At 60.8% G+C, this 25,314-nt stretch carries 20 protein-coding genes and 2 pseudogenes; 12 read left to right on the top strand and 10 right to left on the bottom strand.

Translation table 11 applies throughout. The annotated features are described in order from the left end of the window. Window positions 1-36: 36 nt before the first annotated feature. The 3 genes and pseudogenes from OKW38_RS29735 (at window position 37) to OKW38_RS29725 (ending at window position 5,250) form a co-directional block, all read left to right on the top strand. Window positions 37-789, top strand: a complete 753-nt coding sequence (locus OKW38_RS29735; RefSeq protein ID WP_090807575.1) for a peptidylprolyl isomerase — start codon at window positions 37-39, stop codon at window positions 787-789. A gap of 39 nt (window positions 790-828) precedes the next feature. After that, complete coding sequence (locus OKW38_RS29730; protein ID WP_429364455.1) at window positions 829-3,897, top strand: peptidase domain-containing ABC transporter; 3,069 nt, start codon at window positions 829-831, stop codon at window positions 3,895-3,897. Next, window positions 3,894-5,250: pseudogene (locus tag OKW38_RS29725) on the top strand (sigma-54 interaction domain-containing protein). Before OKW38_RS29730 ends, OKW38_RS29725 begins: the two are co-directional and overlap by 4 nt. Before the next feature lie 45 nt (window positions 5,251-5,295). Here OKW38_RS29725 and OKW38_RS29720 read toward each other — a convergent pair. Together OKW38_RS29720 and OKW38_RS29715 are read right to left on the bottom strand one after the other, a co-directional pair. Then, a complete protein-coding gene (locus OKW38_RS29720; protein ID WP_090807568.1) occupies window positions 5,296-6,066 on the bottom strand; it encodes a PP2C family protein-serine/threonine phosphatase in 771 nt (256 codons plus the stop codon). Between the two features lie 5 nt (window positions 6,067-6,071). Next, window positions 6,072-6,359, bottom strand: coding sequence for a hypothetical protein (locus tag OKW38_RS29715; protein WP_090807566.1), 288 nt, complete (start codon window positions 6,357-6,359; stop codon window positions 6,072-6,074). Between the two features lie 450 nt (window positions 6,360-6,809). On the opposite strand from OKW38_RS29715, the gene OKW38_RS29710 reads away from it, so the two are divergent. Both OKW38_RS29710 and OKW38_RS29705 read left to right on the top strand, forming a co-directional pair. Continuing rightward, complete coding sequence (locus OKW38_RS29710) at window positions 6,810-7,331, top strand: lecithin retinol acyltransferase family protein (RefSeq protein ID WP_090807562.1); 522 nt, start codon at window positions 6,810-6,812, stop codon at window positions 7,329-7,331. Window positions 7,332-7,371: 40 nt separating this feature from the next. Beyond that, entirely contained in the window at window positions 7,372-7,623 is a 252-nt protein-coding gene (locus OKW38_RS29705; protein ID WP_090807560.1) for a hypothetical protein, read from the top strand. 4 nt (window positions 7,624-7,627) lie between these two features. Here OKW38_RS29705 and OKW38_RS29700 read toward each other — a convergent pair whose 3' ends face one another. Next, window positions 7,628-8,506, bottom strand: a complete 879-nt coding sequence (locus tag OKW38_RS29700; protein WP_429364453.1) for a LysR family transcriptional regulator — start codon at window positions 8,504-8,506, stop codon at window positions 7,628-7,630. A 340-nt stretch (window positions 8,507-8,846) separates the two neighbouring features. Between OKW38_RS29700 and OKW38_RS29695 the strand changes: the two genes are divergently transcribed. Then, window positions 8,847-9,338 carry a DUF4126 domain-containing protein gene (locus OKW38_RS29695; RefSeq protein WP_090807556.1) on the top strand — a complete coding sequence of 164 codons (492 nt, stop codon included), beginning with the start codon at window positions 8,847-8,849 and terminating at the stop codon, window positions 9,336-9,338. Between the two features lie 65 nt (window positions 9,339-9,403). On the opposite strand, the gene tehA is transcribed toward OKW38_RS29695, so the two are convergent. From tehA to OKW38_RS29680, 3 genes are all read right to left on the bottom strand, one after another. After that, complete coding sequence (tehA, locus tag OKW38_RS29690) at window positions 9,404-10,426, bottom strand: dicarboxylate transporter/tellurite-resistance protein TehA (RefSeq protein ID WP_429333351.1); 1,023 nt, start codon at window positions 10,424-10,426, stop codon at window positions 9,404-9,406. Window positions 10,427-10,606: 180 nt separating this feature from the next. After that, window positions 10,607-10,957 (bottom strand): response regulator, encoded by a 351-nt coding sequence (locus OKW38_RS29685; protein WP_090807552.1) that lies wholly within the window; start codon window positions 10,955-10,957, stop codon window positions 10,607-10,609. Window positions 10,958-10,963: 6 nt separating this feature from the next. Next, window positions 10,964-12,388 carry an ATPase domain-containing protein gene (locus tag OKW38_RS29680; protein ID WP_187610684.1) on the bottom strand — a complete coding sequence of 475 codons (1,425 nt, stop codon included), beginning with the start codon at window positions 12,386-12,388 and terminating at the stop codon, window positions 10,964-10,966. Between the two features lie 691 nt (window positions 12,389-13,079). On the opposite strand from OKW38_RS29680, the gene OKW38_RS29675 reads away from it, so the two are divergent. Together OKW38_RS29675 and OKW38_RS29670 are read left to right on the top strand one after the other, a co-directional pair. Next, entirely contained in the window at window positions 13,080-14,126 is a 1,047-nt protein-coding gene (locus tag OKW38_RS29675) for a phytoene/squalene synthase family protein (protein WP_429364451.1), read from the top strand. A 184-nt stretch (window positions 14,127-14,310) separates the two neighbouring features. Next, window positions 14,311-14,559 (top strand): hypothetical protein, encoded by a 249-nt coding sequence (locus OKW38_RS29670; protein ID WP_129961873.1) that lies wholly within the window; start codon window positions 14,311-14,313, stop codon window positions 14,557-14,559. Window positions 14,560-14,833: 274 nt separating this feature from the next. Here the strand turns inward: OKW38_RS29670 and OKW38_RS29665 are convergent, their stop codons facing one another. Next, a complete protein-coding gene (locus OKW38_RS29665; RefSeq protein WP_184024579.1) occupies window positions 14,834-15,148 on the bottom strand; it encodes a DUF4148 domain-containing protein in 315 nt (104 codons plus the stop codon). An 809-nt stretch (window positions 15,149-15,957) separates the two neighbouring features. Between OKW38_RS29665 and OKW38_RS29660 the strand changes: the two genes are divergently transcribed. The 4 genes and pseudogenes from OKW38_RS29660 to OKW38_RS29645 all read left to right on the top strand — a co-directional run bounded on the left by OKW38_RS29660 (window position 15,958) and on the right by OKW38_RS29645 (window position 21,590). Continuing rightward, window positions 15,958-17,193: an ABC transporter substrate-binding protein gene (locus OKW38_RS29660; RefSeq protein ID WP_429365550.1), complete on the top strand. Its 1,236-nt coding sequence runs from the start codon at window positions 15,958-15,960 to the stop codon at window positions 17,191-17,193. Continuing rightward, window positions 17,190-20,138, top strand: coding sequence for a bifunctional diguanylate cyclase/phosphodiesterase (locus OKW38_RS29655; protein WP_429364449.1), 2,949 nt, complete (start codon window positions 17,190-17,192; stop codon window positions 20,136-20,138). Before OKW38_RS29660 ends, OKW38_RS29655 begins: the two co-directional genes overlap by 4 nt. A 224-nt stretch (window positions 20,139-20,362) precedes the next feature. Then, window positions 20,363-20,575 (top strand): annotated as a pseudogene (locus OKW38_RS29650) (integrase); the annotation flags it as partial. A gap of 439 nt (window positions 20,576-21,014) precedes the next feature. After that, window positions 21,015-21,590 carry a GNAT family N-acetyltransferase gene (locus tag OKW38_RS29645; RefSeq protein WP_429333355.1) on the top strand — a complete coding sequence of 192 codons (576 nt, stop codon included), beginning with the start codon at window positions 21,015-21,017 and terminating at the stop codon, window positions 21,588-21,590. A gap of 240 nt (window positions 21,591-21,830) precedes the next feature. Here the strand turns inward: OKW38_RS29645 and OKW38_RS29640 are convergent, their stop codons facing one another. From OKW38_RS29640 to OKW38_RS29630, 3 genes are all read right to left on the bottom strand, one after another. Then, complete coding sequence (locus OKW38_RS29640; protein ID WP_429333356.1) at window positions 21,831-22,634, bottom strand: lipid II flippase Amj family protein; 804 nt, start codon at window positions 22,632-22,634, stop codon at window positions 21,831-21,833. Window positions 22,635-22,934: 300 nt separating this feature from the next. Beyond that, window positions 22,935-24,344 (bottom strand): cysteine--tRNA ligase, encoded by a 1,410-nt coding sequence (cysS, locus tag OKW38_RS29635; protein WP_429364447.1) that lies wholly within the window; start codon window positions 24,342-24,344, stop codon window positions 22,935-22,937. A 340-nt stretch (window positions 24,345-24,684) separates the two neighbouring features. Then, entirely contained in the window at window positions 24,685-25,074 is a 390-nt protein-coding gene (locus tag OKW38_RS29630) for a VOC family protein (protein ID WP_429333358.1), read from the bottom strand. Window positions 25,075-25,314: the final 240 nt, after the last annotated feature.

The following is a 25,314-nucleotide window of genomic DNA, read 5'->3' as shown; positions in this document are numbered from 1 at the left end:
CGCGCGAATCAAACATCCACGAAAGGAGCCGAGCAAATGACCGCGATAGTGCGTATCGATGATGAAGTCGTGGACGTGGACGAGTTCATTCGTCTTCTGAAACTGACCGGCCAGTTCGAGAGCCTGGTCGAGCAGATCGTGCGCGACAAGCTTACCGTCCATGCGGCGAAGAAGCAGGGCGTCGCCGTCAGCGCCGACGAAATCCAGCAGCGCGCGGACCAGTTTCGCCGCGTGCGCGGGCTGCATCGCGCGGCGGACATGAATCATTATCTCGACGCGCTGCACGTGAGCCTCGACGAATTCGAGGCGTTCATTACCGACGGGCTTTATCAGGAGAAGATGCTCGACAACATCGGTAACGAGGCGGCGATCCATGATTACTTCGCGCTGAATTCACCGAAGTTCGACGCGATCGAAGTCAGCCATATCGTGCTCGATAGCGAAGGCAAGGCGAAGGAAATGATCTCGTACCTGCACGACGACCCCGACGCCTTCGGCGAGATGGCGCGCGAGCATTCGATTGCCGATACGCGCGAGTCGGGCGGCGTGATCGGCAAGGTACTGCGCGGTTCGCTGAAGCCCGATATCGAGGCGAAGATCTTCAATGCGGCGGTCGGCGATCTGCTTGGGCCGTTTCCGTCGGCCGACCGTTCGTGTTTCGAGATCTTCGCGGTCACGGCCAAATATCCGGCCACGCTCGATGCCGACGTGGCCACCGAAATCCGCCGTTTGCTGCGCGAGAGCTGGCTCATTGCCCGCGCCCAGGAACACGTGATCGAAGCGCGCTAGTGCCCGACTAGCGCCCGATAAAGCGAGGCTCACCGATACATGGACGCCCTCCAGACCGCGCCATCCGCGCCTTCCACCGCCGAATTTCTCGCTTCGGTGGAGATCCTGTCGCCGTTCTCGCGCGACGAAATCGAGCGGCTTGCCGAGTACGCGCAGGCAAAGTTCTATCCGTTCGGCGAAACGGTGTGCTCGGCCGGTGACGTGGCCGAAGGTCTCTATGTGATCCGCTCGGGCACGGTACGCATCTTCTCCGAGGAGCACGGCAAGGAAACCAGCATGGGCGTGCGCAAGTCGGGCGAGATCTTTGCCGACATTGCGATGTTGCGCTCGTATGTTCACGAAGCGTCGGTACGTTCGTCGGGCAAGACCGAAGTGCTGTTCCTTCCGCGCAGCGCGATCGAACCGGTGATGGCGGGCAACGCCGCCGCGTTGGCGTTCGTCGCCAGCTATGTGGCGATCAATTCGGCCGGGGGCTTCGTCGCGCAATTGTTCGATCTGCGCGGCAAGCTGAACAAGGCGGAACTCGAAGAGTACGTGCGCAGCGTCGGCGCAAAACGGGTCGCTGCCGGCAAGGAGATTCTGAAACAGGACGGCCGCGACGACAGGCGGCTTTATGTGGTGCGGCAAGGCCAGGTGCGCATCGTGCGGCAGGAGGAGGGCCACGACTATACGCTCGCGACGCTCGGCAAAGGGGAGATATTCGGCGAGAAGGCGTGCCTGATGCGCCAGGAACAGATGGCATCGGTCGTTGCAACCACCGACACGCGGCTGCTGGTCATCCCCGAGCGCACCGTTCATTTCATTCTCGAGCGCAATCCGAAACTGCGAGAAGTGCTCGACGAGCGCATCCGCTATGGCGACCGCGAATTACAGCGGCAAAAGCGGCTCGAACAGCGGCGCAAGCTGCCGTTGATGCTCGACCTGCAGAGCAAACCGGAACTCGGCGAGAAGATCATCCGGCGTTTCGCGCTCGTCGAGCAGGCCGAGGAGATGGATTGCGGCGCCGCGTGTCTCGCGATGATCTGCCGCCATTACGGCATTCCGATGACGCTCGGCAAATTGCGCGAACTCGCGAACGTGACGACGCAGGGTGCGACGCTCGACAGCCTCGCGCGCGCGGGCGAGTCGCTCGGCTTCACGACGCGCGGCGTGCAATGCACGTTCGATTCGCTGCGCGGCTTCGATCTGCCGTTCATCGTGCATTGGGAGGGCTATCACTACGTGGTCGTGTACGGGCTGTCGAAAGACTATGTCTGGGTGGCAGACCCGGCACTCGGTTTCAGAAAGCTGAGCGTCGAAGATTTCGAACGCGGGTGGAGCGGCACCTGCCTATTGTTTACCGGCGGATCGCAGCTGCTGCAGATGTCGGCCGAGCGCTCGCCGTGGATTCGCTTTGTCGGCTATCTGAAGCCGTACCGCAAGATACTCGGCTATCTGTTTCTGGCGACCTTCGTGATTCAGGTGCTCGGCGTGATTCCACCGCTGATCATTCAGAACATTCTGGACGGCGTGATCGTGCATCAGAACGTCAGTCTGCTGCATATGCTGATCGGCGGGCTCATCATCTCCAATGTCTTCACGCAGTTGATGTCGACGATTCGCGCGTATCTGGCGAACTTCATGGTTCGCAACATGGACTTCGCGATGATGTCGCAGTTCTTCAAGCATACGTTGTCGCTGCCGTTCTCGTTCTTCGCGAAGCGCAAGACCGGCGATATCTTCGCGCGCTTTCAGGAAAACCAGACGATCCGCGCGTTCCTGACCGAATCCACCGTGACGACCGCGCTGAATCTGCTGATGATCTTCATCTACTTCACGATCATGTTCGTGTACAACGTGAAGATGACGCTGGTGTTGATCGCGTTCGTGATTCCGATCATGGGACTCACGGTGATCGCGACGCCGAAGATCAAGGGCTACGCCCGCGAGGTGTTCACGGCGTCGACCGAGGCGAAGTCGTTCCTGATGGAAGCTCTGTCCGGCGTCGAGACCGTCAAGGGCATGGGCATCGAGCGGCCGGTACGGTTGCGCTGGGAGAAGAAATACGCAAAGGCGCTCGAATTGCAATATCGCGCTCACGCATTCAATATTCTGGTCGGCTTCGGCAGTCAATTGCTGAATGCGGCAACGACGATTGCGATTCTTTGGGTCGGCGCGAATCTGGTACTCGCGCGTGAATTGACGATCGGTCAGCTGATCGCGTTCAATGCATTCATGGGCAGCGTATTGAGTCCGCTGATGGGTCTCGTCGGCTTGTGGAGCATGCTCAACGATGCGGGTGTCGCGATGGAACGGCTCGGCGATGTGCTCGATATCGAGCCCGAACAGAAGCCGCAGGATTTGTCCTCGCGCGTGATGCTGCCGGAGCTGCAAGGCGAAATCAGCCTGCAAGGCGTGTACTTCCGCTATGGCGAAGAGGATTCCGCTTATGTGCTGGAGAACATCAGCTTCGATATCAAGCCGGGTGAACTGGTCGCGATCGTCGGGCGCAGCGGGTCGGGAAAAACCACGCTCGCGAAGCTGCTGGTTGGCTTCTATCAGCCGAGCGAAGGGAAAATAACGATCGACGGCTATGACTCCGGCGTGATCGACAAGACTTATTTCCGCGCGCAAATCGGCTACGTGATGCAAAGCAATCTGCTGTTCTCGGGCACGATCGCCGAGAACATCGCAAGCGGCGACGACGCGCCGGAGCGCCGCCGCATCGAGGAAGTCGCGAAAATGGCCGACGCGCATGGCTTCATCAGCAAGATGCCGCTCGGTTATGAGCAGATCGTCGGCGAGCGCGGCATCGGTTTGTCGGGCGGTCAAATCCAGCGGCTTTGCATTGCGCGTGCGCTGTATCACGATCCGCGTCTGCTCGTGTTCGACGAGGCGACGTCGGCGCTCGACTCGCAATCGGAAAGCAATATTCTCGGCAATATGCACGACATCCTGAAGGGCCGCACGGCGGTGATCATCGCGCATCGGCTCAGCACGATCATGCGCGCGGACAAGATTCTCGTGCTGTATGAAGGCGCGATCGTCGAACAGGGCCGTCACGAGGAGCTGATCCAGCGCGGCGGCATGTACTATCAGCTCGTGCAGAAACAGTTGAGTGCATCATGATGAAGATACTCGACCAGATTGAAGAGGCGAGTCCCGCGATATCGTACGCGGGACTGATCGAGCGGATCGAGATCCTGCGCTCCACGTTGCGCTGGTCGTCGCGGCTCGAACGCGCCGATATCGACAAGCTGCTGAGGCAGGCCACGTCGTTGCGCGACGAAGTGATGCAGCTTTCGCACAAGGAGCGCTTCGTGCAGGCGGCCACCGCGGGCGAGCCGCAGACGAGCGCGGAGCAATCGCGCGGTGCGCGCCGCAAGGCACTACTCGAACGCAGCTTCATTTTCGAGGGCACGTTCGGCGACAACCCGCGTTTGCTCGAATCGCTCGAAATCGCGGAAAAAGCGGCGCCAACCGATTTGCCGGTGTTGATCGATGGAGAAAGCGGCACCGGCAAGGAGCTGATGGCGAAAGTGATTCACGCGAATGGCTCGCGTGCGGACAAGCCGTTCGTTTCGGTGAACTGCGGCGCGATTCCGGAAAATCTGCTCGAATCCGAACTTTTCGGGCATCGCAAGGGCGCATTCACCGGCGCGTCGAGCGACCGCAAGGGAAAAATTCGAAAGCGCGCATACGGGCACGATCTTTCTCGACGAAATCGGCGAGTTGCCGCTCGCGGGCCAGGTCAAGCTGCTGCGTGTGCTCGAGGCGCACGAGATTCAACGCGTCGGCTCCGACGAAACGATCGCGGTCGATACGCGCATCGTCGCGGCGACCAATCGCAATCTGCGCAAGCTCAGCGAGGAAGGCCGGTTTCGCGAGGATCTGTTCTACCGGCTTAGCGTGATTCACGTGACGTTGCCGCCGCTGCGCGAACGGCGCGACGAAATTCCGTTGCTGATTGCGTGGTTCGGCGACGAAGCGGCGGGCACGCTGAAACGCCGGCCAGTCAGGTTGACGCCGCGTTTGCGGGACTTTCTATTGAGCTACGCGTATCCGGGCAACATTCGCGAATTGCGCAACGTGATGTATCGCATCTCATGTCTGGCTGCAGACATGGCCGACATCGAGCATTTGCCGCTCGATATGCGACCCGCCGCACCCGGTTCGCCGGCGGCGCAGGCGGAGGGCGGGCAGGCGAGCGGCGAGCAGCCGATCAGCGTCGCGAATCTGATGTCGTTGAGCGACGCGAAGCGGGCGGCCAGCGACGACGCCGAAAAAGCGTTCCTCGAACGCGGACTGCGTGAAGTCAGCGGGACCGTCGCCGAACTGGCGCGGCGCATCGATATGAATCGCTCGCACTTGCAGATGCTGCTGAAAAAGCACGGCCTGCACTCGAAGGATTTCCGCAATCGCAATGCGCCGCCCACGAAGAACGGCGCGAACGAGCGCGACGAGGAAGACGACGAAGGCTGAGTGAAGGACCACTGACCGCTCGGTGAAACGCGCGCCTGAAGATCATCAAGGCGCCGGGTTCAGCAAGGTCTTGTCCGCGGCATTCGGGTCCTGCGCTTCGACGACCACTGCGGTGATGTTGTCGCGCCCGCCGCGCGCGAGCGCGAGGTCGACGAGTTCGCAACTTGCGTTTTCGCGCTCCGCCGTGGTCAGCACGGCGGCGATCTCGTCGTCGCTCAGTTCGTTGCTGAGACCGTCGCTGCACAACAGGAACACGTCGCCATCGGCGACTTCGATCGCGTCGTCGTCGAGTTCGAGCGAATCCGTTGCCCCGACCGCGCGCGTGATCATGTGCTGCGCGGGATGATGGCGCGCCTCTTCGTCGGTGATGACGCCGAGCGAGCGCAGCTCCTCGACCTGGCTGTGATCGCGCGTCAGTTGCCGCAATTGCCCCGCGCGGTACAGGTAGATGCGGCTGTCGCCGGCCCACACGTAGCCGCAGAAGCGATCGCATGCAAGCAGCACGACCACGGTGCTGCCGATGCGCTGCACCTGGCGGCGCGCGGCTTCGTCGCGCAATTGACGGTTCGCGGTTTGCAGACGCGTGCGTACATCGGCGATCAGCATCCTGAGGCCGTGCGGCGCCGCCAGTTGAGTCAACGCGTCGATCACGGTGCGGCTGGCAACGTCGCCGACCGCGTGACCGCCCATCCCATCGGCGACAGCCCAGCGTCCCGCTTCGGGCTCGTCGAGGCAGGCATCTTCGTTGATTTCGCGGACCCGTCCCGTGTCGGAACGCGCGGACGACGTCCAGCGAAATTGGCTCTCGCATGTCACAACGGCTACACCATATCGTTTCGGTTGCGTGCGTCCGGAGACACGGTGAGGTTCGCGTTCGCGCCGGTGTTGCGTACGTCGACCGACTGGAACTGGTTGATCATCTGGTTAGCATAGAAGTTGTTGGAGACCTCGTACAGATTGACCACCGGCCCAATGCTCGGCGTTTGCGGCACGTACGGCTGAATCCAGCCATAGATCCATGGCGCGCCGCCGCCACCGCGAATCGCCGCCATCGCCTTGCGATCGAGCGCGAGGTTCAGCGAGAGGTCGTTCAATTTGATGCAGGACATGTCGTTCTCCGGTTGGCCGCGTGCGCAATGCGCGCGGCTGAATGGACTCTGCACCAGACGGTGCAAAGGCCATGCCAATCGGGGGCGGATTCGACGCGAAGCCCGCGGCGCATTGACTGGCGCGGCTTGCGCGGCTTTACCACGAACGCGGTCGACGCGATCGGTCGGCTCGCGGCCAACAAGCCCACGTTCGAACAGGTGTGAGACCCAACACATTCGGCGGGGTCCCACGGGTTCTCCATTCAGTTGAAATCAACCCGCGACACGACTCGCAAATGAGCGTCGCACACCAACAGATCAGCGCGATTTCTGTTGGTCCCGTCCTGACATCTTCCTCTTCAGAAAACCGCTCGATCGGCCGTCAACCCTGTAAACAGGGGTTTTCCGGCGCCTGGCCCGGATGATGCACAAGCTGTCGCAACAGTGTTGGAAATGCGAACGAGGCCAGCCATGAACACCCAAACGCTCGATACACGCGACGACGACCCGCAATCCGCAGCCGCTTGCGACACCGCATCATCGACGATCGATCTGCCGATCGGCGCGCACCTGGTCACGCAACGCAACGGCTACGAACATCACGGCATCTATGTCGGCAATGGCCGCGTCGTGCACTACTCGGGCTTTGCGGCCTCCGCGCATCCCGGACCGGTCGAGGAAGTCGAACTCGCGCGCTTCGCCGCCGGCCATTCGCTGTCGGTTCGCGCCACGCCGAGCGCGATCTACGTCGGCGCCGATGCGGTGCGCCGCGCGCGCTCCCGCCTCGGCGAAAACCGCTATCGCCTGCTGACCAACAACTGCGAACACTTCTGCGCGTGGTGTCTGCTCGGCGAAAGCCGCAGCGAACAGGTGCATTGCTGCTTGCGCCATCCGAGCACGGGCATGCGCGCACTGCTGTGCCTCGTGAAGGCGTTTGTCGAGAGCGGGGCGAGGAACGAACACCGCGTGGCGCAACTCGCGCAAGTCGCGTGAACGCAGCGCGTCGGGAACGGGACGATTCGAGGAGAACATCATGGTAGCCGCAGAAAAAAGCTTGCACTGGGCCGTCGACAAATGGCTCGCGCCCACGCCGTCGATGCCCGCGCGCGTGGTGCGGTTCTGCCATCGCGCGTCGCAACAGCAACGCTATGTATGTGTGCAGGCGTTGAAGCCGGCAGGATTGCTGTCGATTTTCTTCTTCCGCCACGGCGACGGATCGTGGAACGTGTTCCCGCCGCAAGCCGAGCGGCCCGCGATGAACGGGTATTGCCGCACGGCCGCGTAGAAACTCATGCGTGACCCGCCGTGGCCGCTTCCGTGGCAAGCCACTGACTGAACAGCAACATCGCCGGCGTCATCGGCTTGCCCTTCAGGCAGGTCAGCCAGTAACTGCCCGCCTTGACCTCGACGTCGAACGGGCGCACCAGACGCCCGGTATTGATCTCCCTTTCGAACATCAACGCAGGCACGAGCGCGATGCCCGCGCCCTGTATCGCCGCTTCCACCATCAACCGCGACGAATCGAACACCGGTCCGCGCACCGGCCGCGGCGCGATGCCCGCGGCCGCGAACCAGTTCATCCAGTCGTCCATGCGGTACGAGCGCAGCAGCGTTTCGTTGGCGAGATCGTCGGGCCGCGCGAGGCGCGCGGCGATCTCGGGCGTGCAGAGCAGCGCGAGCGGGGCGTCGAGCAGTTGGGTGGCGAGCGAGCCGGGCCACGTGCCATCGCCGAAACGGATCGCGAAATCGAGGCCCTCGGTCGCGAGGTCGACGAGGTTGTTATTGGTCAGCAGCCGCAGCTCGACGAACGGATGCGCGTCGCGAAACGACTTCAGGCGCGGCATCAGCCAGCCGAGCGCGAACGTGCCGACCACACCGACCGTCAGCACCTCGTGAAAATGCCCGCCGTCGAACTGCTTGAGCACCGCCTCGATACGATCGAACGCGTCGGACAGCACGGGGCGCAGCGCGAGCCCTTCGTCGGTCATCGCGAGGCCGCGCGGCAAACGCTTGAATAGCGCGGTGCCGAGCCGCTCCTCCAGCGAGCGGACCTGCTGGCTGACCGCGGCTTGGGTCACGTTCAGCTCTTGCGCCGCGCGCGTGAAGCTCAGATGCCGCGCGGACGATTCGAACGCGCGCAGCGCGTTGAGCGGAAGATACGGTCTCATGGTGCAGATACAAGATTTTCTTGTGAGTGGGCTAACTTATCACCATCGGCCCACTTCGCCGACTCCCTGTCTCTTATTCGCTAGTCGAATTGTGCGACACTGGGGCCACATCGACGGGGGCAATCGTATGCCCGGCGCCGCGCCAGACGCGCGGTGGCGAGTCGGCAATGAAGAGCCGGCAATTGTGAGCGACGGTGAACGGCCGCCGCGGATTGCCTCGATGTAGGTGGTGAGAAGTTGACTGTCCAGATGGAATGCTCGACATGTTCTGCCGACGTTCGTCCAGGTAAGCCGTCGGCTCGTGCAACCTTGCATCATTGCCCTCGATCGGGAGTCCGCTATGTCCGTGTATGTTCTGGCCTTGCTGATTGGCGTCGTCGCCGGCCTTCGCTCGATGATCGCCCCCACCGCCGTCAGCTGGGCCGCGCGTCTGGGATGGCTGCCGCTGCAAGGCACGTCGCTTGCCTTCCTCGGCTTCGCGGCCACGCCGTATATCTTCACCGTGCTGGCGGTCATCGAACTGATCACGGATCAATTGCCCGAAACGCCGAGCCGCAAGGTGCCGCTGCAGTTCGGCGCGCGAATCGTGCTCGGTGCGCTGAGCGGCGCGGCGATTAGCGGCGCGCATGGCGGCCTGGCGGGGGGCATGATCGTCGGGGTGGTGGGCGCGGTGGTCGGCGCGGTAGGCGCGGTGATCGGCACGCTCGGCGGCGCGAAGGTGCGCAGTTCGCTCGCCAGCATGTTCGGGCGCGATGCGCCCGCGGCGTTGATCGAGGACGTGGTCGCGATCGTCGCGGCTGCGTTGATCGTCGTATCGTTGCACGGGTTCTGACACAAATGCAAAAACGCGGCGGGACGCTTTGCGCGTCGCCGCCGCGTTCGGTCGCTGCCCGCAGCTTATTGAACCCGGGCGATTCGCACGGCCGTCGTGACTTGCGTGACCGGCGCCGCCGCCGTCGAACTCGCCGCCACGGGCGGCATCAGCTTGCCTTGCACGAGCAGCTGAAGCGTCTTCACGACCAGAATCGCGATGATCGCGTTCGCCACCACGAACAGAACCGGTGCCGCGAATTCGATCGGACCCGTCGCGCCGCGTTCGACGAGACGCAGGGCCATCGTCGGCAACGCCGCTACGCCGAAGCTGAACGCCCAGTAGCCGGGCACGAATGCCTGTTGGCGGATCCACGGCAGCAAACGCAGCAGCATCAGCGCCTGATAGAGACCGTAGCCGAGCAGCGCGTAGGCGAACAGATCGGGCGTGCCGCTGGTGAGGCTCAAATACGCGACACCACCGACGACTGGCGGCGCGAGTTGCACGCCGAGGGTCGGGCGCAGCGCTTCGGGCAGCGGTTCATGCACGGCGGCGCGATGCAGGATCATCGATTCGAGCGCGAGCCACGCCAGCATGCCGCCGCCGAAAAACAGCTCGCCCAGTTGATGGAAGCCGAATGCGGCCGAGCTCGCCGCCGCGACGAAGCCCGCTCCGACCGTCGGCAGATAGATCGCCGGCGTGGTCAGTTCGGGCTTGCGGCCGCCTTGCCACAGCTTGCCCTGTAGATAGACGCCGAGCCCAAGTTGCGCGATCGCCGCGATGCCGTACAGCGTCAGCGCGAGGGTATGCGCGTACGGCTGCAGCAGTTGCGCGGCAAGCAGCGTCGAGATCGGCGCGAGCGCGACGAACGAAGACTGCACCGGATGATTCAGTTCGGCGCGTGCGTCGTCGGTCCGTGCGAACCACTTGTGCGCGTAGGCGAACAGAATGATGACCCAGACGGCGAGCGCCGCGATCGTCACCACGCTGCCGGCGACGGCCGGCAAGTGCCACAGGCGGATTGCGACGCGCCACAGGTTGGCCAGCGCCAACGAGCCCACCGCGATGCTCAAGAAGCCAGCGGGAACCGCACCACGATTGCTGTTCATGACGACCTCCGAAAGTTGCGTCGCGCTGCGGGTTGCTGGCCATGCGCGATCGATGGCCTACTGTAAAAGGCCACGGAGAATCGCAGAACGCTGCAAACGCTCGACAAATGGCGCGAGCGTCTCAAGCTGTGTTTTAGCGGGGGAAAGGGGCAGAGAAGGCGGGGGGAGGAAGGGCGGCCGTCAACCGCCCATGCGCACCAGCATCGCCAGCAGTTGGTCGAACGAAAGCGGCTTGCGCGCGTAGGCAAAATGTGGATTCGGCTGCACCGGAATGTCCGATGCGGCGCTGCACAGGATGATCGGAATCTCGCGCAGCTCTGGGTCCTCATACAGCGTCGTGCACAACTGGAGGCCCGACATGACCGGCATCATGCAATCGGACACGATGATATCGGGCCGGCTCGAACGGACCAGTTCGAGCGCGACGGAGCCGTTCGACGCCGTCCGTACCGCATAGCCGTGTCGTTCCAGCAGCAGCCGCCACACCGTGAGGATGTCGAACTCGTCGTCCACCACCAGAATGGTTTTCATGGGCGGCTAGGTTTTTCGCCCCAATTGCAGCGTGGCCGACAGGCCCGGCGTCGATTGGATGCCGGCGGCGCCGGGCGAGCCGTCGATCACGTCGAGTCCTTGCGACGAAATCGACAGTTCGCGCAGTGACGTGTCGTGCGCGCTTTCGCGTTGCTTCACCACCGAAATCACGCGCCGCAGTCCGCCTTCGGTCTCGGCGTAGCGCAGCAGCACGAGGTTTTCGGTCAGCGCCGACACGCGCACGGCCTTCGCGTGACCCGGATCGCTGTACAGCGGCAGCTCCTCCGTGACGAGCGTCGTGATGGCCGCTTCGCGCAACTGATGCAGCAGTGCGTTCAGGAACAGGTCGAAGCGCTCGGTACGCAACGCCGAATCGCGAAAGCCCTCGACGCCGTCGATCACGATGCGCGTCGCGCTGGTCTGCTTGACGGTGGCGAGCGCTTTCGACGCGATTTCATCGACCGCGAGTTCGATCGCCGGGTGCCAAAGCACCATCAGACGACCGTCCTGCCACGCATCGGCAAGCGCGATCGACACCGCTTCGGCCTTGCCGATGAGTCTCTGCGGACTCTCGTAGAAGCCGAGATACACGCAACGCTCGCCGCGTGCGAGACCGGCCGCGAGGAACTGCAGGCACAGCAGCGTCTTGCCGACGCCCGACGGACCGATCAGCGTGGTCGTCGCGCCTTGCGCGAAGCCGCCGCCGAGCAGGTTGTCCAGGTGCAGCAAGCCGAAGCCGAGCCGTGCTTTCAGATCGACGGGGCCCGCTTGCTCCGCGCACTGCGCTTCGAGGCGCGGGAACATCAGCAGCCCGCTGCCGGCGATGCGGAAGAAGTGCTTGCCCATCAGATGATCGCGCGCGCGCATCTTGTGCACTTCGATTTCGCGCGCGCGCCGCATGCCGTCGTGATAGCTGTTCAGCTCGATCAGACCGTCCACCAGCGTGTGCTCGGGATGCGACTCGTTGCCCGACAGCGGCGCGAGCAGCAGCGTCGTGCAGTCCATCGCGGCGACCAGCGCGTTCAGCTCGTGGATGAACTTCGACAGCGACAGCTCGGTTTCGCTGAATTCGCGCGCGCTGCGAAAGCCGTCGATGATCATCAGGCTCGGCCGGTAGTCGTAGATGCTCGACGCGATCAGCTTCAGGAAACCGTCGAGGCCGTCCTGCATCAGCTCGTGATAGCCGGACACGAACAGCATCTGCTGCGCGACCGCGGCTTCGTCGAAAAAGCTCAGGCCTTTCAGGTGACCGAGCAGCTTGTCGTGCGATTCGGCGATCAGCGTCATGTACAGCACTTTCTCGCCTTGCCGCACCCGATGAAAACCGATCTGGCTCGACAGGATCGTCTTGCCGGCGCCGGCCATGCCCTCCAGTAGATAGACGCCACCGCTCACCAGACCGCCGCCGAGGATCTCGTCGAAACCGGGCACGCCGGTTTCGACATTGCGTCGCGCCGCGTCAGGCCGGGCCGCGTCAGGTCGCGCCGCGTCAGGCCGGGCCGCGTCAGGTCGCGCCGCGTCAGGCCGGGCCGCGTCAGGTCGCGCCGCGTCAGGCCGGGCCGCGTTAGGTCGCGCTGCGTCGGACGGGCGGGACGTGTTGGATGCGTCGGTAGTCATTGTCGATGTGTCGTTCAAAGTGCAAGCGACGGCCTGGTCGTAACCGTCCTATGCTCAAATCCGTTGGGGCAGCAATCCCCATTCCCGATCGCGAGCGACAGTCTCCCGCGGCGTGAAATGCGGGGAGTCTATCCGGCAACGCTTGCCCGGCGAACGGCGTGTGCTCGACATGGCGGCGTGAGAGGGCGAAAAAGGCCGGCGGCGAGGAGCCGGTGCATGCGGTATGAGGGGGAGTGAAGTGCGGCGGCCGGTCGAACTTGCAAACCGATGCAATGAAACGGAAAGGCGAGCACTTCGCTCATACGGCGCCGCAGGCTGCGGTCGAGGCTGCCGATCCCATAGGTCAGGTGCAGGTTCGAACGGCGGCTGCGAGTGGCGCCGGCTTCGGCGGACGGCTTCTGATGCTGGTTCATGGTGTACCGGGTGACGCGCCGCGCCGTATACAATTCGGCAGCGCCTGATCCCAGCGGGCTTACACCCGCCTATTTGCCAACCGATCCAACCCATGCCGAATCCGACCCGGGCCTTTCTTCTCGGCCCGCTCCTGAAAGGCGTTTCACGCTCCTTCTATCTGACGCTGCGCGTGCTGCCCATCGGCATGCGCGATCCGATCGGCCTTGCGTATCTGCTCGCGCGCGCGGCCGATACGATTGCGGACACTTCGCTGATCGCGCCAGGCCAACGCCTCGAATTGCTGCTCGCGTTGCGCGATCAGGTCGATGGCGTGGCCGTCGACAGCGCGCCGTTCCAGCGCATCGCCGCGGAAGTCGCGGGTCAGCAGGCGCAGTCGGATGAAAAGCTGCTGCTCGAATCGTTGAGCCCCGCGCTCGACGTGCTCGCGCAACTGAGCGAGTCCGACTGCCACTCGGTGCGCGCGATCGTCACGACGCTGACCGAGGGCATGGAATTCGATCTACGCACGTTCCCCGACGAACGCTCCGGCCAGATCGCGGCGCTGCGCGAATACGACGAACTCGATCGCTATACGTATCTGGTCGCGGGCTGCGTCGGCGAGTTCTGGACCACGATGACTTACGCGCACATGCCGGGCACGCTGAAAGAACAACCCGACACGATGAAGCAGCGTGGCGTGCGTTTCGGCAAGGCATTGCAGATGACCAACGTGCTGCGCGATTGCGGAAAAGATTTGCGCATCGGCCGCTGCTATCTGCCGCAGAGCATGCTCGAGCGCCACGGTCTGAGCGCGCGCGATCTGCTGCAACCGGCCAATTCGATGCGCGCGCGGCCGCTGCTCGCCGAACTGCTGCGCAAGACGCTCGATCATTTCCGCGCGGCGCTCGACTATACGCTCGCGATTCCGGTGAGCGCGGTGCGCTTGCGGCTCGCCTGCCTGTGGCCGATCCTCATCGGCCTCGACACCTTACTGCTGCTCGCGGATAACGACGCGTGGCTCGATCCGGCGAAAGTGTCGAAGGTGACGCGCCATGACGTGTATCGGATCATCGCGTCATCGCTGCTGCTGGTGCCGTCGAATGCGCTGGTGCGCCATGCGATCAATAGCCGCATCGCGCGGATCGAGACTCGGCTGTAGGCGTAAACGCCTACGGTTGCGCGCACAGTCACGCGCATCGAATAAAACTGAATCGCTTCAATGCACTACGAATCGCCCGCAGTAGTCGCGATTTATTCTGGATCATTGAATCTTCAACAATCGGGAAAGCCCCAGGCCACTGCATTCGCGCTTCACGTTAGTCTCTTCGAAAAGGAGGCGACCCATGCGACAAGCGTTCAATATTGCGTTGGTGCTTTTGCTTGGCTATCTGATGGCGGATCGGGCGTTGATGCGTGCGCAGGCGGGCGAGGTCGGCACGATTACGTGTCACCAGGGCGCGGCGCTCGTCAAATCGGACGCATTGAAAAAGGGCTTTGGTGACGCTGGCGCGAGCGCGCAGAGCGAGAGCTTCCTGTCGAGTTGCCTCGTGACCGGGCGTGGCCAGGTGGGCAATCTGATCGCACGCGACTGAGCGCGGGCAGCCGAGAATTCATCGCGGCGCACGCAGAGCGGCACGAAAAAGCGCCCAGACCGTGAAGGCCTGGGCGAAGTCATCGGGAGCCCGATGACGGAGGTAACCACATACGAACTGGCCCGCGCTCGGAGATACCCGAGTCGCGGGCCAGTTCATTTGAATCGGGGTGCGCGTCGCAAGGACGCGCTATTTGGAAGTGCTCGCGGTTCGTTTCGCCGTAGGGCTTCGTGGCCACACAGCTGCGCTTGACGAACCGCCTGCCACCTACCGCTTACTGACCGAAGTAGACCGACTTCGGGCCACTCGTCGGAGCCGCATGGCTCGTTTGCGACGTACCGCTCACCACACCACCGAAGCCGGTAGCGGCTTGACCGACGCCGTTTTGCGCGTCGACGCGGGCTTGCGCAGCCTGGATGTCAGCCGGGTAGTGCGGGTCGGCGTGACCAGGTTGATAGCCGGCCTTTTCCAGTTGGATCAGCTCGGCGCGCACTTGAGCGCGGGTCACGGGCTGGTTGGCTTGCGCGAACGCGGCGACCGGAGCGGCGACAGCGACGGCGATGACAACGGCTTGAATCAGCGATTTCATGATACTTACCTCCAGTTCAGGGTTTTATCTTGCTGCGAACTTGCTTGTTCGTAGTCAGTGATTGCATTGTAATTTGGCGAACTGGCCAGAGTAAGTTGTGAGGTAGGTAATGTTTGTTGCAAAAATTGATATAAGTCGACGGAACCTTTAGGGTTAACGCGTAGACGTGTGGCCGGTGTCACAGGAAATGAAAACTATGCGAGGTCGGTGAACGACTGCTGCCACAGTTCGTGATTGATCCGCGCGGTCGACATCCCTTGCGGGAGTAAGGTGGTCCGCGATTGCGTCAAATCGACCCCAAGCCGACCGTGAACCCGTCACCACATATTCGGCAGCTTCCAAACTACAGCGGCGATCCATTCCTGCCAGTCGCTCGGCGGGTCATCGGCCCTGAGCGGACGACCGGAAGTACAGGCGTTCCCTTCAGTTAAAGTATCTGCGTCTGTTGCCGATATGCCGTGTGAGTGCCGACCCGTCAAGCGCTCCAAGCAGCCCTGTTTTATAAACATTCCGGTGCCGATCGATAGGCGTCGTCGATGACAAAAGATCGGCCGGCAGCGAGAAAGATTTGCGATGAAATGCGCAGCGGCATGCCGGGCTTCGTCACAACTTACCGCTGCAGGGACGCCGCCATGGTTATGCAAGTGATTCGACCGCGATGAAAGTTTCACCGGTTTGCCATCGAATGCGCCCATAGCCTCTGCCGAGGGCCGCCCAATCCAAGCCGAATCTGAAAAAGTGAACCCCACGTGCGACAAACTGAGTTTGGCTCCTTGCTGTCGGTCTTGGCCTGTTTCATTCTTTTCTCGTTGTGCGGTTGCCATCAGCGAGACCACGATTCTTCGAGCACGAGCGGGCCGGCCAGTACCACCATCACCGCCTTGATCTGGGCTCCTGACTGGCCGGAAGAAATGCTTCAGATTGCTGCCGAATTCAGCAAGCTGAATCCGGACATACACGTGGATGTGCAGTTCATGATTGGCAATTCGGTGGAAGAAAATATCAAGCCGCGGATCGCCTCCGGCAACTTGCCCGATCTGGTGAGTATCAACCCGAATGCCTACGCGGCCGACCTGGCCGATCAAGGGCTCCTCGCCGACGTTAGCAAGACATCCGCCTGGAACAACATGCTCGATCCTCTCAAAAAGGACTGGACCAGTCGCCAATCCAGGCACTTTGGAATAGCGGGGGGAATGGCTACGACTTTGATCTATTACAACCAGGACATGTTTGCGAAGGCGGGAATCAGGGAGCTGCCGACCAATTTCAACGAATTCCTGGCGGTTTGCGAACAGCTCAAACGTGCGGGCTATACGCCAATAATGTGGAACGGCGGCTTCCCAAATATGCTCGGCAACGGCCCCTTCAGTTCAGGCTTTGCTAACAATGTGGTTGCGCGCGAGCCAGACTGGAAGGACAAAATCAGCGATGGCACGCTGGATTTGAACACCTCCCAGGTAGCGGATATTTTCGCCAGGATCAGGCTGATGCCGGAACGGGGTTTCGTACAGGAATCGTTCACGACAACTGGCTACGACGATGGCATACGGCTATTCAAGGAGGGCAAAGTCGCGATGGCTTTTCACGGTAGCTGGGCAGCCGGTCTGTTGCTGCACGGCAATCCCTTTGAAGTTGGCGTGCTCATCCCGCCCTGGAACGCGCCAGGCGAGCAGGTGGTGCCCGTGATCGGCAGCGAAACCGGGTTTGCGGTGTCGGAAACGCCCAACAAGGCCGCGGCAATGCGTTTTCTCGAGTTCGTCGCTGGGCAGGGGTTTTCCATCCTCCAGGTCAAGCGCCAGAACATTTCTCCATTCAAGCAGTTCCCAGGGACGCTGGTGAGCGATCAGAAGATCGTCGACTACACAAACATGGTCAGTCGCTATGCTGTGACCGGCAGCCCGTACTATTCGTTTCTACCTTCCAATTCCATCGAGCGCTTGCATAGATTGATACAGGATGTGCTGTTCGGGAAAATCACGCCAATGCAGGCTGCAAAACTCCTGGACGAGTCTGTTAAGAATGAAGCGAAGATGCACTACAAATGAGCCCACTGATCGCCTGGCTGCGAAGCGCATTCGCCTACTTCTCGTTGGACCTGCTGCGCCGGGTCGAAATTCGCTACCGGCTGATAACCGCGTTCATCCTGCTTTCGCTGATACCGATACTTGTCTCCAGCTACATTTCGTATGTGGAGTCAACAGCAGAGTTCAAGCACAAAGCGGAGATATTTTCCAAAGAGGTAGTCAAACAGGTATCCAAAAACATCTCGTTGCGGATGGAGCAGATCGAGACGGAGAGCAGCCTTCTGGTGCTCTCCGATCAGGTTCAAGACGCGCTGACCCGCGTTGCACACGGCAATGAAAAGGAGCAGAGCGAAGCTCGCCAGGATCTGACCCGACTGCTCCTGGAGCACTACGGCGCGGTTGATTTCATCAACCAGAAATATTTGCTCGACAAGGACAACCGGATCACGGACACCCAGGCGTTCGCGCAATTGACGCGGAGTGTGGTGCATCTGGTCCAGCAGGCTCCCGATCGAAATGGCCGGCCTTACTGGGGCAGCTATGACAACGGGGCCGGTCAGCAAGATCTCGGGATGGTGCGCGCCATCATCGACAAGAGCGACAATCGGCAGATCGGTAATCTGGTTCTAGTGATTCGCCCTGAGTATTTCTCATCGATTTTCAATGACGTCGCCGTGGGCAGTGGAACGGAGATCTATGTACTTGACGCCAGCAGCGACAAGCTGATTGTTCATGCCGACGGCTCTTCAATGAGCACCGACGGAAAGGCTGAACCGGGTCTGCTCGAAAGAATCACAAACGCCGATCCGCACGGCGAGCCAAATGGCTTCGTCGACTTCCATGGCAAGAATGGCGACCGATATCTCGCTGCATACACGGGTATCGCCGGCACAAAATGGTTTGTGGTCAGCACGATCCCGGAGAAGAAGTTGACGGCGGAGGCACAGTCCGTACGCGATCAGATCATACTGGTGGGCATTTCGGGGTTTCTGCTTTCGATCTTCCTCGCCAATTTCATTTCACACAGCATCTCTGTACCGCTCAAAGATCTGGTGCGAAGGATGGACGACACCGGTAGCGATGCAGGCGCAGAGGCGGAGGCATGGATGGACGCGCGCAGTGAGATTGGCGCAAAGGATGAATTGGGCAGATTGGCGCACAGATTCGAACGAATGAGTGCGGCGATCGGGCAGAAGATCCAGAAGATCAACGAGATCAACGCTTCCTTGGAGCAGACGGTCATCGAGCGCACGGCCGAGCTCGTCGCCAAAGAGCAGGAGTCGCGCACGTTGATCGAGAATTCACCTGACACGATCACGCGCTACGACCGGGAGCTGCGCCGCACCTACGCCAATCCGGCTTTCTGTGTCTCGGCGGCCCGCAGCCTTCGCGAATCGCTCGGCAAACGGCCCTCGGAGATACCGGGCGGTGCCAACGCGCTGGCTTACGAGAAGAAGATCAGCGAAACCATTGCAACCGGGAAAAGTCGCCAATTCGAACTGAGATGGCTCAGTAAGGACGGACAGGAACAGTGCAGCCATATCAGGCTCACTCCAGAGATCGACGCGTCGGGCGAGGTGAACTCCGTGTTGGCGGTCGGTCGTGATTTGTCGGACCGGATGGCATTCGAGGCAACGATATGGAAACAGGCTAATTACGATGCGCTGACCCATCTCCCGAACCGCCAGATGTTTCATGCCCGTCTCGAGCATGAAGCCGGCGTGTCCCATCGCTCCGGGCGGCCGATGGCCTTGATGCTGATCGATCTCGACCGCTTCAAGGAGGTCAACGACTCGCTCGGACACGATATGGGCGACATCCTGCTGATCGAGGCCGCGAGGCGCATTACCTCGTGTGTGCGTGAATTCGACACGGTCGCTCGACTTGGCGGTGACGAGTTCACGGTGATTCTGCCCGAGTTGGACGACACCGGGAGCATCGAACAGATCGCGAAGACGATCATCGCCACGCTGACCCAACCCTTCAAGCTTGGTCCGGACGAGGCTTTCATTTCTGCGAGTGTCGGAGTCACGCTTTACCCTAACGACGGGACAGAACTGGATGTTCTCTTCAAGAATGCCGACCAGGCTATGTACGCGGCCAAAGCCGCGGGGCGCAACCGTTTCCACTACTTTACGCCCGAGTTGCAAGTGGCGGCAGAAAAGCGCCAGCGTCTCACGAGCGATCTACGTACCGCCCTGCAAGCCGAACAGTTCCGTGTTTATTACCAGCCTATCGTCAATCTGGCGACGGGCGAAATTTACAAAGCTGAAGCGCTAATTCGCTGGCTCCACCCTGTGCGCGGCACGATCAGTCCATTGGATTTCATCGCATTGGCCGAAGACACGGGGCTCATCGTTCCGATCGGCGATTGGGTGTTCAAACAGGCCGTGCGCCAGGCGCATCAATGGCGCCGACGATTTCATCCATCGTTTCAGATCAGTGTCAACATTTCACCGGTGCAGATTCGCCAGGACAATCTGGTGTGTATCCAATGGTCGGAATACCTCATTCGGCAAGGCATGCCTAGACAGAGCGTGGCAATTGAAATAACCGAAGGGCTGTTACTGGACGCCGAATTGAACGAGAAGTTGCTGAGTTTCCGCGAGGCAGGAATCGGGATTTCGATCGACGACTTCGGGACCGGTTACTCGTCCTTAGCCTATCTGAAGCGCTTCGACATCGATTATCTCAAGATCGACCGTTCATTCGTACAGAACCTCGGTTTCGACGGCGGCAATCAGGCGCTCTGCGAAGCAATGGTCATGCTCGCTCACAAGTTGGGATTGCAGGTTATTGCCGAGGGGGTCGAGACGACGGATCAACGTGATTTTCTCGCCGCCGTGGGTTGTGACTTTGCGCAAGGCTTTTTGTATTCGGAGCCGGTTCCGCCTGATCAATTTGAGGAGCGGGTATGGCCGACAGCCAGGCAGGCGGCTCACCAAGAGGTGCGCGACGAATCGTGAGCTATCGTCGAACGAGTGTATGTCAGATATCGAGAAACGAACCCCGGTCACGGTAGTCTCGAACGGTCGAAAACAGTTCGACCTCAGTCCTCCGAGTTTTCGGGAGCAGCCATTGGACAGGCTGCGATCGGACGGGGCGCCAACGGCCGCAAAGGCCGGTCTCGCGACAGATGGACTCAACGCTCGAAAGCCAGTTCATGGCGTCCACAGAATGGGTACCGCTCCATACGACTACGATGCACCTGTTACAGGCGGGCGTTCCATTCAACGTGATCGCCTTGTGGCTCGGTCACGAGAGCCCGATGACAACCCATCGCTACGTCGAAGCTGACCTCGCGATGAAGGAGAAAGCGCTCGGTCGGCTAGAGGCGCCCGATGCCAGGATTCGCCGGTATCAGGCACCGGGCTCGTTGCTTCGATTCCTGCAGACGCTGTAACTATGCGTAGGCTCCGCCAGCCCCTACCGCACCCCTTAAGGGGCTGGCCGCGTTCGCTATAACCATCTGCGCATAGTTGCGACCTGAGCATAGTGGCCGACCAGCGCCCGACGAACGAGCGCGACGATCGTCTCTGGCGTGCGAGCTATGCAAAGGGCATGAGCCGACCCGTTCGAGCCAGTCGCGATGCCGGTAAGCGGATGTTCATTTAACTGACAGCGCGACCGCGCGTTGACAATTTGGGCGCTGGCAGCAGCGAAATTTCATGCGCCCCGTTCTGTTCATTGCTTTTTGCGCTCGCCATTCGCCCGTTGATTGCGCGCCCAACCGTCGTCGGGTCGAAAACACATGGTCATTCGACATCGAAGGCGCTGAACACACCAATTTCGGCTCCGATACAATGCCGCCTTGAATTTCACACGAACTGCTAAGTACAACAATGACGCCTGCTACAACGTATCCCGTCGATGGATTGGTGACCGAACGTACGATATTGCGCGCCGTTAGTGAAGATTACGCGAGCGAACTACAGAAGTATCACACGGTTAATCGAATGCATCTCCAGCCTTGGGAGCCGTCGAGGCCAGAGAGGTTTTTTGAATTGGACACCATCGCTGACCGACTCCGCGCGATGGCTCATCAAACCGCATTTGGTACGGCTCTCCATCTTATGCTGTTTGAACGGGAAGGCGGTCAGTTGATCGGAGACTGCAACTTCACCAATATCGTTCGAGGACCGTTCCAAGCGTGTCATCTCGGGTTCTCTGTTGCAACGATGTTCGAAGGGAAAGGACTGATGCGAGAGGGCCTGACGGCCGCAATCGAGCATGTGTTCAGCGGTTTGAGACTGCACCGAATCATGGCGAACTATCGACCGGAGAACGTCCGCAGCAGACACTTGCTGGCTCGACTCGGCTTCGAGAAGGAAGGCGTGGCTCGATCGTACTTGAAGATCAATGGCTCTTGGGCCGATCACGTACTTACGTCACTGGTCAACCCGGACGATCTTGACTAGGCCAAAATTGGTGGCGTAATACGGGGCGGAGACTGATGGGCGGACACTGCCCATATGATTTCTGTCTAATTACCCAGCGTCCGAGTCGCGACCTAGATCGTCGATAATCTCGGCGGTGATGTCGAGCGGCTGGAATTGGCCGGATCGAGCCTGACTGATGCCGGCGCTAACGAATCCCGGAGCGGCCTTACTATCGCCGTGATCGGTCAATCACCGCGTCCGAGGATGGCACACTGCGCTCTAAATCAGCTCGGCGACGCGTACGATAATGAGCGCGGCCGGTACGAGCATTATTTGTGCACACACGGTCCCGAGAACACGCGCCCCGGCAAGGGTAGTGATCGCTCGCCGGAAGGTGTTTTCGGGGATTCGGCCTTCGATGACGTCGTCCGTCATGACGGAAACCTGCGGGTCAATGACCACCGCTAACACTACGGTCGCAAAGCCATTAATGACCGACGATAGATTGGCGCACGTCACGCGCAAATCTGGCTTGAGGTATCCCGCGTAGAGCGACGCAAAAACGCCGACAGTCCAGATCGCCATGGCGAAGATATTGAGAGCTATCACCGTCGCGGAGACACCGGTACCGCTCGCTAGCTGGGCGATGTTTTGGCGCGACGGAACCTGCGCGCCGTCCCGCAGATAGTTGATGCCGCCACGGCTAAAAATGTGGAGCAACAGGCGTGACAATGAACGATTAGCCTGGAAGTGCTCGACGGCGCGACTGAAATAGCGCTGGAACGTTGGGATCAGCAACGCGCCGATTATGCTTGCCGCCGTCGCGGTAATCAGGAAGAGCCGAAAGTCACCGAGCAGGCCCCCCTCAAGATGCCGAGCGATATCAAGCTCGACGCGCTTAGCTATGAACGGCCCTTGAAAGGAGTTCGCCGTGCGGGAGACAAGGGCGATGATTCCGAACAGAGAAAACGACACAGCGATACGCCGAGTGCGAACACCCGCGATCCGCACAGCGTAAGCCAGTGTCGCGATGACGTGAATTACGAATGTAAGTGCGCAGATGATAAAAAGCTGGGTGTCCATGCAATCCCGGCAAGGTTGGGTAGGAGTTGAAGTCTACCGGAGCGCCACCGCCCGGTTCGATTGTCACCGAATTGACGGTCGATACCGAAAGTCCGAAATTTGCCGCACTGCGTCCCGCGACATAGCACGACGATCGTCTGCGGTGTGCGCATCATGCAAAAGGCATAAAGCAACCAGGAGCGGGCCGTCGATCGTACGCGAGGCAGACGTTCAACCGGTCGCGCCGAGCCGTTGCCATCTCGCCTGCGGTTGTGCGCCCCGCATAGCGCATAGGACGCACAGCCGCCAATCTTTCGAGCGTCATACGCAGCCGTCCCCAAGTATCGTCGTTCCTTTGACAGTCCGGATCAGTCGTTGCCCGCGCTCACCGTCTTCGATTTGCCATCCCAAGGCTCTCAATGTGTCACGTAGGCGGTCCGCTTGGTCCCAGTCCCTGTTGGCGCGCGCCTTTTCGCGCTGCTCGGCCAACGCAGCAATGTCTGCCGGGATATCCCGCTTGTCCGGCTGCCAATCGGGCAGTCGTAACCCAAGTACCGAATCGAAGCTGTCAACGGTGGCCCGTCGCGTGGCAGGAGGCAAATCGCTCCTCACCAGATCCCACAGCACGGCTAGTGCGCGGGGTAGATTCAGATCCTGATTGACCTCAGCGTTGAACCGGGCGACAAAACGCTCATCCGCCGTACCACCGGTGGGCCAACTCGCATAGACGTTGCGTAGCCGGTCGAGCGCGACCTTTGCGGCTTCAAGCGCATCCCAGTTGAAACGCAGGGAGCTTCTGTAGTGCGCCGTCAAGCACAGGTAGCGATACGCCAGCGGATCGACTCCGCGGTCGACCAGTGTCTGCAGGCGGAGGAAGTCACCGCCCGCCTTGGACATTTTCGTAGCGTCCAGTGTAAGGAAATGGCCGTGCATCCAGAAGTTGGCGAGCCGGGTACCGTGCGCGGCTTGCGTCTGCGCGATTTCGTTGCTGTGATGCACGGCGATGTGGTCTTCACCTCCGCAGTGAATATCGAACCAGGACCCCAGGTACCTGGCCGACATCGCCGAGCACTCGATGTGCCAGCCGGGAAAGCCGCGTCCCCAAGGGCTGTCCCATTCCATCTGGCGCCGGGAATCAGCGGGGCTGAATTTCCATAGCGCGAAATCCATGGCGCGCTTTTTCTCGCCTAGTGCAACCCGCTTGCCGGCTTGCAGGCCCTGATGGTCGAGGCGAGCCAGAAAGCCGTAATCGTCCTGCTTGCTGGTGTCGAAGTACACGCCATCTGCGGTCCGGTACGTGTAACCGGCGCGTTCAAGGGTGACAATGAAGGCGACCTGATCCGCGATATGGTCGGTTGCGCGGCACCAGACCGAAGGCTCCAGCAAGTTGAGCGCTCGCCAGTCGGCCAGGAAAGCCTCTGTATAACGCTCGGCGATCGCCCATGCCGACTCTCCTGTTCGGCGGCTTCCTTTCTCCATCTTGTCTTCGCCCTCATCGGCATCGGAGACCAAATGACCGACATCGGTGATATTGACGACGTGCTGTACGGGGTAGCCGTTTAGCATCAGGACGCGTCGGAGCACGTCTTCGAACACATAGGTCCGCAGATTGCCGATATGCGCGTGGTCGTACACCGTAGGCCCGCAGCAATACAGGCCGACGTGATCGGGTTGTATCGGCATGAAGGGGCGCACGGCGCGCGACCAGGTGTCATACAGGACGAGTGGCATTGGAATTTTCGCGTGGTGGAGCGATCGTGAAAAACAAAAAGGCCACCGGTTTCGCAACGGGTGGCCAGTTGAGGCTCGGACGTGACGCAGATTGGCGCGCTAGACGCAAGCTCCCCCTGGCAGGCCGTGACAGCATGCGTGAACGAGGCGGGAGGGGGAATGGGCGTAAGCGAGCATGAAAGGCATGTTAGAGCTTGCCGCTCCTTAGGTCAATGTCAGTGAGCGGCCGCTTTCGAGAGCCACTGTCGAGTGACGGCTTGTGGCCGGAGTTTGCCTTTTACGCGACCGGGCGACTTGCTGCAAAGCGGTCGAGCTGGCGTCGAATTGCATTACGCATGCATCATGAGGACCATGCCGAGTTTTGCAAAACGATTCGATAGCCGTCGTGATCCTCAAATGTTCTACCTGACACATCCCAATAAGGGTTGAGCGACGTCACGCAAACAAATCCGCTCTCGGCGAGGCGATCGCAAGTCGACCGCCACTCAACTCGATCCGGGGCGTAAAACACCAGCAAATCCTCACGTGTCGGTGTTGGCGCTACCGGATGTTCGCGGCACTGTGTGAACTCGAAGTGATAGTCCATGCCGGAACGTCCGAGCATCACCCCATCGAACCCCTGATGGTCTTGAAATTTTGCCAGCACAACCAAGCTGAGCGCGGCGCAATACATGCTTTCTGCCCGCGTAAGGTCACTGACAGGCCTGGCGATTCTGAGATGTGATTGCATCGGGCTTTGTTATCGGGTCGTTGGCCAAGAGTGTCAGAACATCGATCCTCAAGGATACGTCGAACGAAAATTGTCGCCAATTCTCGCCGCTTTGCCGAGTGACCGGTTGTGGCCGAACCCGGTCCGACGATGAGCTGACGGCGTGCTCCGCCATTGATGCCTCGGGTCGGGCAGCAGTCGGACCCGAAGCGGACCTTGGCATTTTCCGGAAGCAGCCGTTCGTGCCAGTGTCTCGCCACG

The organism is Paraburkholderia sp. MM5496-R1 (assembly GCF_050436205.1).
Lineage (GTDB): Bacteria > Pseudomonadota > Gammaproteobacteria > Burkholderiales > Burkholderiaceae > Paraburkholderia > Paraburkholderia tuberum.
The sequence above is the reverse complement of the archived record's forward strand: the minus strand, read 5'-3'. Positions and strand labels throughout refer to the sequence as shown.